Origin of the sequence: Pseudofulvimonas gallinarii, from assembly GCF_004343305.1 — a bacterium.
GTDB lineage: Bacteria > Pseudomonadota > Gammaproteobacteria > Xanthomonadales > UBA2363 > Pseudofulvimonas > Pseudofulvimonas gallinarii.
Genome location: NZ_SMAF01000036.1, coordinates 1 through 10,975, shown reverse-complemented (window position 1 = coordinate 10,975; position 10,975 = coordinate 1). Strand labels below are relative to the sequence as shown.

The window sequence follows — 10,975 nt, the reverse complement described above, 5'->3', positions numbered from 1 at the left end:
CTCACAGACGTCCGATCCGTGCCCAAAACGGGGCTTGCGCGACCGCCGCCTACCCAGCAGACTGCCCGAAAAGGGCGTTTGAACTTCCTATACGCCGGCGAGGCAGTGCTGTCACGACTGGATCAAGTTGCACCGGAGCGGCTGGCGATTTCTCCGCTGGTGAAGTTCGAGTGCCTCGTGGTACCGATGCGGGACGGGAACCTGGTGTTGCAGCATTACTACGAGCAAGGACTGGAACACTTCGTGCAGTTGCCGATGCCCGAGCAGGTGTTCGTGCAGGGTGCGCAGTTGCGGGCGCGGTTCGGGCTGAAAACGCCGGACGCACTGCATCTGGCGACAGCGCAGCATCATGGGTGCGAAGCGTTGTGGACGCACGATCAGCGCCTGGCCGCTGCATCGCACGGGTTGGCGGTCAACGTGCTGGGAATGTAACCACGCCCTGTCGCGCCCCACCCTCGCGCAAGGCTCATTGCCACAGATCGCCCCAGACGCCCTCGTTCCATTTCAGCGATGCACCACAGTGCAGCTCTACATTGCGCACATGCGCGCTGCCCATCGTGCCGTTGCCGTTGACGATCTGGCATGGCGGGCTGGGCTGGTTCTGCACGCTGACGCTGTAGCCCACGCCATTGGCCAGCGGCGAGGAAAAACTCCAGGAGCCGTTGCCGGCAATGGCGCGGTCCTCGCTCACGGCACCGGCGGAAAGCCGCAGCACCAGCCCGCTGCCGCTCAACCCCGATACCGTACCGCCGACCGTGCAGCAGGCTTCAAAACCATCGGAGAACAGCGGTTGTGCGGCAGGCGCGCCCACGCCGCTCAGCCCCAATGCCGCAATGGCAAGCAATCGGCCGCGCATTTCATTGATCCTGAAACAGGCCGCCCGCGCGCCAGTTGTATACGCCGGTCGCGCTGCGCTGATATCCACCGCTGACCGAGGCAGCTATGTCGCTGGCTTTGTTGGAGGCGCCTCCGCTGATCGAGGCCGCATAGCCTTCAGCGAAATTACCCATGCCGCCACTCACCGCAGCGTAGTTTCCGGTAGCCCGGTTGCCTGCACCACCGATGATCGAAACATTGAGGCCTTCGGCTTTGTTAACGATGCCGCTACCGACCCAGGCACCTTGGCCACTAGCAATATTGTTGTGCCCTCCGCTGACGATGGCATATAAACCGCTGGCGATATTCAGCTCGCCTCCGCCGACAACGGCATAATCGCCAATGGCCCGGTTGGTATGACCGCCTCCGACCGTGGCATGGATCCCACTAATGACATTATGTCGCCCTGCGACCCTTCCCGCATAACTGGTGTAAGCGTTCCCCCAACCCAGCACCAGATTGTGCGAGCCGCTGCGCTGGTTGCGTGCCCAGATACCACCGGCACCCGTGCAGCCCTCGCTATCCGCGATGTAACCGGGAAGCGAGCAGAACTGCGGGGCCATGCCGTCGGTTTCGTTGTAACCCACGATCAGATTGCCCAACCCGTTGGTGGCACTAGCGGTATCGTCGCTGCCATCCACCACCTGCACATTGACGCCGGTGAAGCGCACGGTCGGATACACCAGACTCGCCGTATTTGGATCGGGCACATGTTCCAGCGATACATGCGGCTCCAATGCCATCAGATTGCTGTTCTCGATGGCCTCCAGCCGCACCAACAAGGCTGCCACCTGCACTTCCAGCGCCGCGATGCGTGCGTCCTTGGCGTCCACCTCGGTTTTCACGGAGGCGAAGTTCTGGTTGACCTGCGCCGCCACCGCCGGCTGCCCGGCGACGAAGGTATGTGGAATCGTCAACTCGCCCGCCACGGCGGGCGAGGACAGCACGGCGCAGACCAGCAACGTGCGGAAAAACGGCATGGATTTCATGGTGAAAGGCCCATGTTGAAGGAAAGTGTGGATGTGGCCCAGATGCGGGAACCGCGCGTTACCGTTGCATTGGCGGCAAGCCCCGCATATCGGCTGGCTAGGGTTGCTCGAATCCATCGGAAAACAGCTCCGAGCCCTCCTCCACCGCGCCGATGTCGCACTTCCCGGTTCGGCGCTGATTGCCCAACTGGTCGAACTGGAAACAGGCTTCGGGATTGCCGCTGGCCGGGTTCAGCGGGCTGCCGGCGTTGATCAACGGGCTGTCCGGAGCAGGGAAATGCGCGGGCAGCAAAAGGCTGGTGCTCAGGGGAAGCAGTTTTGCATCGGTGTTGGGCAGGTTGCCAAAGCCGGGGGCAAAACCACAGGTGCCGTCGCTGTCGAGGTTGTGGCCGTCTATATCGTGGATGTCGCCAGGTGACACAGAGAAAATGCCGCAATCGCTGTTGTCGTTGCCCGCGAATACGCTGTTGCGGATGAACAGACTGTGGCTGCCCAGCACTTCGGCATTGCTGCTCCAGACCAGACCGGCGCCGTTGTTGCTGATAGTGGCGTTCTGAAGCACCACATCGCTGCCCCAAGTGTGTATGGCAGAAACGTTATCGCCGGAAATCGTGCTGCTGAAAAGTGCCAGTGAAGAGTATTCAAGAGAAACCGTCCCCTGGATTCCGAAAGCACTCTGATAGGTGAAATGGTTGTACAGGCTGCTGTTTTCGATGCGTAGGCTGGTGCCATATGTGACCCTGATGCCAGCGCCTTCGGGATTGGTCTCCAGCGGGCCGGTGTCGCCGGCATGGTTGGCGCGCAACTGGCTGTAACGCAGAAGCACGTTCGCACTATGCGCCCAGATGCCGCCGCCGGCATGCGCACGGTTATTTTCGAGAATGCTGAACTGAAGGGTGCCGCCGGTGCCGGGGTTGAAACGGATGCCACCACCGACCGAGGTATCAAGTGCCGAATCGGCCCACTGCGCATGGCCCTTGATGATGCGCACACCGCTGAGCACCAGATGGCCGGCTCGCACATCCAGCACCCGATCCCTGGCATCGCCATCGATGGTGGTGATGATGCCGGCTTGCGAGAGAATCGCCAGGCCCGCCACATCGGTGAGATCCAGGTCGCCGGTCAGCGCGGCATTTTCGTTGAGGCCGGGCCGAGTGAGCGTGTAGGTGCCGCCGTTCAACGCGATGATGTCAGGCCCGGCCAGCGCATTGGCTTCCATCACCGCCGCGCGCAAGGTGCATACCACGGGCGCGGAGGTGGCGCAGATGCCATCGCCGGGGTTGGCGTCGATGCGGTCGTCGAACGAGTTGGGCGTGAAGGTGGCGGCGCTGGATGCCGATGCGAGCGTCAAAGCCGCCAGCAGGACTAGACACAGCGGCAGAAATCCCCTGCCGTAGCCATTAAAACATCCGGTCAGAGCCAATGTCCGGCGCAGAGGATTATGGGGATTCATGCCGATTCTCCTGTTCGCGGCAAATACCTGCAATTGGTTACGGGCTCTCGAATCCATCGGAAAACAGCTCGATCCGCTCCACCGCGCCAATGTCGCACTTCCCGATTTGTCGCTCCACGCTCAACTGGTCGAACTGGAAGCAGGCTTCTGGATTGCCGCTGGACGGATCCAGCGGGCTGCCGGCGTCGATCAGCGGGCTGTCGGCGCGGGGCATGAGTGCATAGAGCGTTCTGTCGTCCCACTGCCATCCCCCCTTCGGGGGGCAGCACGAACCGGGGATCGGTATTGGGGAGATTTCCGAAGCCGCTGGCCAGGCCGCAACTGTCGTCGCTGTCCAGATTGTGGCCGTCGATGTCGATCGTGTCGCTGGCGGATATCGCTGATGGATTCCCCGAATGAGTGATGTTGATCGGTGGAATCTCCGAATAAATTCGGCAATCCAGATCATTGTTTCCGATCGCACTGTTGCGAACGAACAGAGTCTTGCCCGATCCCGAGATAAAGGGAGCATTAGCCCAATCCAGACCACACTCATTGTAAGCCAGCGTCACGTTCTGCAAAGTCACGTTGCTGGCGTTAGCTGCGATGCCACAACCAGCCCCCCGTCATGGATACCAATAATCGAGCTGCTGAACATGTTCAGGGTGGATTTATCCAAAGATATCGAACCGCGAAGCATGTTACTGGTTCCACCGAATGTGTAATGCGCATAAAAGCTGCTCCGCTCGATACGCACGGTCGCATCATTCACTGCACGAATATCTACCCCCAAGGGCCCGGGCAGCGCCTCGCTTGATACCATATTGCCCATGAAACGGCTATGATGGACATTCAGGGTTCCGCCATCGAGAAAGACACCCCCGCCGGCACCGGCGATATTGCTCTCGATCATGCTGAACTGGATCAAGGCCTCCTGGTTGCCCCGGCTCGCAGCAAAATGAATGCCGCCACCCTGGGTCGCGCGGCCACCGCCGATACGTAGGCCACTCAACATCAGACCACCCTGATGCACTTGCAGCACCCGGCTCACCATTTCGCCGACGCCTATGGTGGTGAAAGCACCGGGCTGTGACAGGATCATCAGACCTGCCGGATCGGTGAGGTCCAGATCCCCGGTCAGGGCCGCGTTCTCGTTGCTGCCTTCGCGGGTGATCTCATAGGTCCCGCCATTCAACTCGATGATGTCAAGCCCAGGCCGCGCATTGGCTTCCATCACCGCCGCGCGCAGCGTGCATACCACCGGATGTGCGGTGGCGCAGATGCCATCGCCGGGGTTGGCGTCGATCCGATCCTCGAACGAGTTGGGCGTGAAGGTGGCTGCCCACAGCGGCAGCGCCGAAATCAGCAGCAGCGCGGCGACGATGCCGCGATACCAGTTGCACGGGACGGTCGTACTCATGGCGTGATCCCGACATGACAGGACAGCGTTCATCGTAGGTCGCCACCTGCGCAGAAGAATCCGTCGTTTGAATGATAAAAATCGGGTTTTTCGGCATTGCCCCGGCCATATCGGCGGTTTTCCCGGGTCTCGGCAGGGAAAACGGGTATGGTTCGGGCATGTACCGGCAGACGCCCCCTTCCAGACCCGACACCCCGGTGTCGTCGGACGCGCTGATACATGCGCTGTACGCGGCGGTGGGCGATGACGCGGCGTGGAACGAGGTGGTGCGACAACTCGCCACCGCCTGCGGGGCCGGTACCGCGATGCTGGTGGTGAAGGGCGAACATCAACGCGATCAGGCGTTCTATGCGGCCTGGAATCACCCGGAGGCATCGGCGCGGGCGTATTCGGATCATTGGTGGCGTCACGATCCCTTCGTGCGGGTCGGCGTGCAGCGCGGTCTGTTCGTTGCAGGCACGGTGATGCTGGGCAGCGAACTGGTGCCGCCACGGCAACTATTACGAACGGCGTTCTATCGCAACTTCCTGCGCCACATTCCGGCGCGCCACCTGTTGACCTGCGTGGTTTCCGATGGCCAGACGCCGGACCAGATTCCACCCACGCACCTGAGCCTGTTCCGGCCCGATGGGGAAGCGGATTTCGATGCGGCAGACAAGCACTGGCTGGCCACACTGCTGCCGCACCTGCAACGCGCCTTTCGCCAGCACTGGCGTGTACGCCGGCTCCAGGAGCAGGTCGATCTGTACCGTAGCGGGCTGGACGAACTGGATTTCGGCGTGCTGCTGCTCGACCCGGCCCTGCGCGTGCATTACGCCAACCCGGCGGCGCGCCGCCTGCTGGACGAGAACAGGGCGAAACCGATCCTGTCGCTGCCGAGAAACGATGCGCTGGCGCACCTGCTGCGCGAAGCCGGCGGCGAAGGCGCACAGCCGCGCGTGCTGGTGCTGGAAACCCACGGTCGCCGCCTGCTGGCGATGACTGCACCGATGCCGGTGCAGCGCCCGGCATGGTCGCCTTCGCGTCCCGACACCATGCTGCTGTTGACCGATCAGGACGACACCCCGGCCACCCTGCTGGACTTTCTCGCGCAAGGCTTCGGGCTGTCGCGCGCCGAAGCGCGGCTGCTTCCGGGCATTTATCGCGGACAGCCGCTGGGCGAGATCGCCGATGCGCTCGGGATCAAGCCGAGCACCGCACGCAGCCAGCTATCGTCAATCCTCGCCCGCACCGGCTGCCAGCGTCAGCAGGATCTGCTCCGACTGCTGGGGAAGTTGCCGCCGCTGCGCGAGACGTGATCGCCCGCATTTCCCGCTCCACGCGTAGCAGGTCTTCTTCAGTATCCACTCCTGCCGGGAACGGTTCCGGGCTCAGTGCGGCGGCGATGCGCCAGCCGGCCTCCAGGGCGCGCAGTTGTTCGAGCGATTCGATCTGCTCCAGGGTGCCGGGCGGCATCGCGGCGAAGGCGCGCAGGTGCGCGACGCGGTAGGCGTACAAGCCGATGTGGCGCAGCCAGGTGTTCCCTGCCGGCAACGTGATGCGATCACGGGCGAAGGCGTCGCGGTGCCAGGGAATCGGTGCGCGGCTGAAATACAGGGCAAGGCCGTTGGAATCGCGCACCAGTTTCACGCAGTTGGGATCGAACAGTTCGTCGGTGCTGGCGATGGACTGGGCCAGCGTGGCGATCTGGGCACCGCTGTCGGCCAGAACCTGTGCTGCGGCCCGGATGGCGCGGGGCGGCGCAAGCGGTTCGTCGCCCTGAAGATTCACGACGATGTGGTCGTCGGTCCAGCCGCACAGCGCGGCGCATTCGGCCAGTCGGTCGGTGCCGGAAGCGTGCGTGGCGGAGGTCATGCACACGCTGACTTCCAGTGGTGCGAGTGCCTCGGCGATGCGGATGTCATCCGTCGCGACCACCACGTCGCGGGCGCCGGCCTCGCGGGCGCGTCGTGCCACGTGGACAATCATCGGCTCGCCGGCAATCAGGCGCAGCGCCTTGGCGGGCAACCGGGTGGAACCGTAACGTGCCGGGATGGCCACGGTGAATTCGAGTGTGCTCATCAGGTGTTTCCTTTGAGGTCGGCGAGCCGCGCCGATACCGCATCGAAGAACGCATCGGGAAGCTGCGCGGAGACCGGCACGGCATACCAATGGCCGCGTGCGAAACTCACACATTTCACCGCGTCCTTTTCGGTCATCAGCACCGGAAATTCGTCACCGAACTCCAGGTCAGCCGGGGTGAAGGCGTGGTGATCGGAGAAGCCATGCGCCTCGATGCGCAAGCCCCGCACACGCAATGCATCGAAAAACCGGTCCGGCTCGGCGATACCCGCGACGGCGTGGACGGCACGCCCGGCGAACGATTCCAAAGGAATGCTCTCGTCGCTGGCGAGCGCCACCGCAGACATCAGTTCCAGCTGCATCGCCACCTCGTCAGGAGCTGCTCTGCCTCCATTGACGACGATGAAATCACAGGCCGCGGCACGCTCGATCGGCTCGCGCAACGGGCCGGCCGGCAGCAGGTGGCCGTTGCCGAAGCGGCGCCGGCCATCGACCGCGAGGATTTCGATGTCCCGCGCCAATGCGTAGTGCTGCATGCCATCGTCGGCGATCAGCACATCGATGTCGTCGCTTTGCAACAGCAGGCGTGCCGCATCGATGCGCTTGGCGGCGACTGCAACCGGCACGCCGGTTCGACGTGCGATCAACAGTGGCTCGTCGCCAGCCACATGCGCGTCATCGTCCACGGAAACGCGATGCGGCCGTATTCCGGCTCGTCCATAGCCGCGCGAGATCACGCCGGGGCGAAAACCACGCGATGACAGCGCGTGAACCAAGGCAATGGTGAGCGGCGTCTTGCCGGCGCCACCCACGGCCAGATTCCCGACCACGATCACCGGCACGCCGACACGCTGCGCCCTGCGTTTGTCGCTCAGGAAATCTGCGCGACGCGAACGGGCAACGCGTTCGAACAGCATCGCCAACCCACGCAGCACCATGTTCGGTGGCACTGCGCCATACCAGCGCTGCTCCAGCCAGTGCGTCGCGCGGGCACGCCAGTTGGACACGATCAGCCTTCGGCCGCCTTGTCGCGGAACTGGAGTTGGTACAGCGCAGCGTACATGCCGCCACGTGCCAGCAATTCGGCATGAGGCCCCAGTTCGACAAGACGTCCGTGGTCCATCACCGCAATCTGATCGGCGTGCTCGATGGTGCTCAAGCGATGAGCAATCACCAGGGTGGTGCGGTCGGCCATCAAGCGATCCAGCGCATCCTGGATCAACCGCTCGGACTTGGTATCCAGTGCGCTGGTGGCCTCGTCCAGGATCAGGATCGGCGCATTCTTCAGCAGCGCGCGTGCGATGGCGATGCGTTGGCGCTGACCTCCGGAAAGCAAGGCGCCGTGTTCACCCACCGGGCTGTCGAGCCCCTCCGGCAACTCGCGGATGAATTCCATCGCGTTGGCGGCCTCGGCCGCGGCCTCGATCCGGTCACGGCTCGCACCGCCCAAGCCGCCGTAGGCGATGTTGTCGGCGACACTGCCGTTGAACAGCACCACGCGCTGGCTCACCAGTGCGATCTGCGCGCGCAGATCGGCGAGCCGATAGTCGGAAAGCGGATGGCCATCGAGCAGTATCTGACCCGAATCAGGCTCGTAAAAACGTGGCAGAAGGCTCGCCAGGCTGCTCTTGCCGCTGCCCGACGGCCCCACCAGCGCCGTCACCGAACCCGGTGCGCAGCGCAACGAAATGCGCTCGAGCGCAGGTTCGGTACGCGAGGGATAGCGCAACGAAACATCACGCAATTCGATGTCGCCGCGTGCACGTTCAAGCGGTCGTGTACCCGCGTCGACTTCCTCCGGAGCATCCACCACGTCGAACAGTTCGTCGGCGGCCGCGACACCGCGCTGCAACACCGACTGCACCGTGGTCAGGCGCTTGATCGAGGGCAGCATCACCAGCATGGCCGTGATCAGCGACATGAACGCGCCGGCGCTCATGGTGTCCAGCAAGTCGGGACGTGTTGCGCGCCACACGATGGCTGCAAGCGCGCTGGCCGCGACGAGCTGGATCGTGGAGGTGCTCAATGCGTTGGTGGTGGCGATCTTGAGGTTCAGGCCGAGGTTGCGGTGTGCCGCCTGCGAGAAACGATCGGCCTCGCGCGATTGGCCACCGTAGATGCGGATCTCCCGATGCCCCTGCACGGCCTCCTCCACCATGCCGGTGACATCGCCCATGGAGGATTGGATGGTTCGATTGATGTTGCGGTAGCGCCGCCCCACATGACGCCACACCAGACCGGTGAGCGGCACCATCACGAACAGATACAGCGTCAGGCTCGGACTGGTCCACAGCATCACCGTGATCATGGCGACCACGGTCAGCCCGTCCACGATCATCGTCTTGATCGCGTCGGAACTGGCCTGGGCCACCTGCTCGGCGCCGTAGATCACCCGCGACACCACCTGCCCGCCCGGCTCACGGTCGAAATAGGCGGCAGGCAGGCGCTGGTACTTGCCGAACACAAGATTGCGAAGGTCTCGCACCACGCTGCGACCGATGCGCGCCATGCCGTAATCTCCGGCGAACGTCGCCATGCCACGCAACACGAACAATCCGACCAGCGCCAGCGGCATCCACAGGATCACGTCCGGGTTTCGCGCGACGAACAGATCGTCGAGCATCGGCTTGATCAGGTGCACGAATGCACCCGAAGCAGCGGCATCGAACACCATGCCGATGATCGCGATGACCCAGAACGGCCAGTACGGCCGCACATAACCGAGCAGGCGCCGGAAGGTATCGCCACGTGTCGCACCGTCGCTCACGGGCTGCCTGACTCCGGCGGAACCGTGGCGATGGACAGACGCGAGAACCCCAGCTGCCCGATGGCCTCCATCGCGGTCACGACCGATTGGTGCGGCGTTTTCGCGTCCGCACGCAGGATCACGGCACGCGACTTGTCCTCGCCGGCCACCTTGCCGATGGCCTCGCGCAACGAGCCGACATCGCGCCGCAGGACTTCACCGCCGCCGACGAAATAGCGCCCTTCGCCATCAACCACCACCACGAGCGGATCTTTCGGCGTTTCGGCGATTTGACCCGTGGCTTCGGGCAGATCGATCTTCAACGTACTGCGATCCTGGAATGTCGTGGTGACGACGAAGAAAATGATCAGCGTGAGCACCACGTCGATCAGCGGAACCAGGCTGACTTCCAGCTCATCCTGCGGGCTGGCCGAGCCGATCCTCATGCGGCCGTCCCCCGGCGCCGAACGGGTGCCGCCGGCGGTGCGGGCTGTGCCACGCTGTCCAGTGTGTCGATCAGCGCCATGGCCTGGCGCTCCATCTCGATCACATAAGCGGCCACCAAACCACGGAAATATCGATGAAACACCAGCGCCGGGATGGCCACGCAGATGCCTGCGGCGGTGGTGACCAAGGCCTGGCCGATACCGCCCGCCAGTTGCGTCATGTCGCCGATGCCGTGATCGAGAATGCCGAGGAACATCCGCATCATGCCGATCACCGTACCGAGCAGACCCAGCAACGGCGCCGTGCTGGCGATGGTGCCCAAGGTGTTGAGATAGCGTTCAAGCTGATGCATCGCGTGCCGACCGGTGTCCTCGATCCGCTCGCGGATGATTTCACGCGGACGGCGACGCACATCCAGGCCGGCGGCGAGCACCTGGCCCAGCGGCGAGGTATTGCGCTGCGCATCGATGTGCTTGGGATCCAGATGCGTGTGCCGCGCCCACTCGCGCACTTCCTCGCCGAGCCCGGGCGGCAGCACCGTGCGGCGCCGCAAGCTCCAGAACCGCTCCAGCACGATGCCCGACGCGATCACCGAGATCAGCGCGATCGGCCACATCACCCAACCACCGGCTTTGAACAGTTCCAGCACGCGATGCTCCTTGCAGTTCGTCCCGGCTGGACCTGAAGCGCGGCATCGACAAGGCGGTCACCGCCGCCGTCGAAGAGCTGAAGAAGATCAGCAAGCCCACCGCTGACGACAAGGCCATCGCCCAGGTCGGCACGATCTCCGCGAACTCCGACGAGTCGATCGGCAACATCATCGCCGACGCGATGAAGAAGGTCGGCAAGGAAGGCGTCATCACCGTCGAGGAAGGTTCCGGTCTGGACAACGAGCTGGACGTCGTCGAGGGCATGCAGTTCGACCGCGGCTACCTGTCGCCGTACTTCATCAACAACCAGCAGAACATGAGCGTCGAGCTGGAAAGCCCGTACATCCTGCTGCA

General features: G+C 63.5%; 12 protein-coding genes and 1 pseudogene. 3 read left to right on the top strand and 10 right to left on the bottom strand.

Annotation, left to right across the window (positions count from 1 at the left end):
- Positions 1 to 432, top strand: a 432-nt coding sequence (locus EDC25_RS14795) for a type II toxin-antitoxin system VapC family toxin (protein WP_207905720.1), incomplete at its 5' end; no start/stop codon positions are given.
- A 34-nt stretch (positions 433 to 466) separates the two neighbouring features.
- Here the strand turns inward: EDC25_RS14795 and EDC25_RS14135 are convergent.
- The 5 genes from EDC25_RS14135 to EDC25_RS14120 form a co-directional block, all read right to left on the bottom strand.
- Positions 467 to 856 carry a hypothetical protein gene (locus EDC25_RS14135; protein ID WP_123520651.1) on the bottom strand — a complete coding sequence of 130 codons (390 nt, stop codon included), beginning with the start codon at positions 854 to 856 and terminating at the stop codon, positions 467 to 469.
- 1 nt (position 857) lies between these two features.
- Positions 858 to 1,865, bottom strand: a complete 1,008-nt coding sequence (locus EDC25_RS14130; RefSeq protein WP_205984815.1) for a hypothetical protein — start codon at positions 1,863 to 1,865, stop codon at positions 858 to 860.
- A gap of 97 nt (positions 1,866 to 1,962) precedes the next feature.
- Positions 1,963 to 3,318 carry a right-handed parallel beta-helix repeat-containing protein gene (locus EDC25_RS14125; protein WP_132577727.1) on the bottom strand — a complete coding sequence of 452 codons (1,356 nt, stop codon included), beginning with the start codon at positions 3,316 to 3,318 and terminating at the stop codon, positions 1,963 to 1,965.
- A 37-nt stretch (positions 3,319 to 3,355) separates the two neighbouring features.
- Positions 3,356 to 3,532, bottom strand: coding sequence for a choice-of-anchor Q domain-containing protein (locus EDC25_RS14790; RefSeq protein ID WP_164483853.1), 177 nt, complete (start codon positions 3,530 to 3,532; stop codon positions 3,356 to 3,358).
- 348 nt (positions 3,533 to 3,880) lie between these two features.
- Complete coding sequence (locus tag EDC25_RS14120) at positions 3,881 to 4,717, bottom strand: hypothetical protein (RefSeq protein ID WP_123520649.1); 837 nt, start codon at positions 4,715 to 4,717, stop codon at positions 3,881 to 3,883.
- Positions 4,718 to 4,875: 158 nt separating this feature from the next.
- Between EDC25_RS14120 and EDC25_RS14115 the strand changes: the two genes are divergently transcribed.
- The gene (locus tag EDC25_RS14115; RefSeq protein WP_132577725.1) at positions 4,876 to 6,015 is read left to right on the top strand and encodes a helix-turn-helix transcriptional regulator; all 1,140 of its coding nucleotides are present in this window, start codon (positions 4,876 to 4,878) and stop codon (positions 6,013 to 6,015) included.
- Here EDC25_RS14115 and kdsB read toward each other — a convergent pair.
- The 5 genes from kdsB to EDC25_RS14090 form a co-directional block, all read right to left on the bottom strand.
- Positions 5,900 to 6,778, bottom strand: a complete 879-nt coding sequence (gene kdsB / locus EDC25_RS14110) for a 3-deoxy-manno-octulosonate cytidylyltransferase (RefSeq protein ID WP_123520647.1) — start codon at positions 6,776 to 6,778, stop codon at positions 5,900 to 5,902. The two genes, EDC25_RS14115 and kdsB, sit on opposite strands and share 116 nt — an antisense overlap.
- Entirely contained in the window at positions 6,778 to 7,716 is a 939-nt protein-coding gene (gene lpxK, locus EDC25_RS14105) for a tetraacyldisaccharide 4'-kinase (protein WP_132577723.1), read from the bottom strand. Before lpxK ends, kdsB begins: the two co-directional genes overlap by 1 nt.
- A 71-nt stretch (positions 7,717 to 7,787) precedes the next feature.
- The gene (msbA, locus tag EDC25_RS14100) at positions 7,788 to 9,545 is read right to left on the bottom strand and encodes a lipid A export permease/ATP-binding protein MsbA (protein WP_123520645.1); all 1,758 of its coding nucleotides are present in this window, start codon (positions 9,543 to 9,545) and stop codon (positions 7,788 to 7,790) included.
- A complete protein-coding gene (locus tag EDC25_RS14095) occupies positions 9,542 to 9,970 on the bottom strand; it encodes an ExbD/TolR family protein (RefSeq protein ID WP_123520644.1) in 429 nt (142 codons plus the stop codon). The genes msbA and EDC25_RS14095 overlap by 4 nt, the downstream gene beginning before the upstream one ends.
- Positions 9,967 to 10,620, bottom strand: a complete 654-nt coding sequence (locus tag EDC25_RS14090; RefSeq protein ID WP_123520643.1) for a MotA/TolQ/ExbB proton channel family protein — start codon at positions 10,618 to 10,620, stop codon at positions 9,967 to 9,969. Before EDC25_RS14090 ends, EDC25_RS14095 begins: the two co-directional genes overlap by 4 nt.
- On the opposite strand from EDC25_RS14090, the pseudogene EDC25_RS14085 reads away from it, so the two are divergent.
- Positions 10,617 to 10,975 (top strand): annotated as a pseudogene (locus EDC25_RS14085) (TCP-1/cpn60 chaperonin family protein); the annotation flags it as partial. The gene EDC25_RS14090 and the pseudogene EDC25_RS14085 overlap by 4 nt on opposite strands.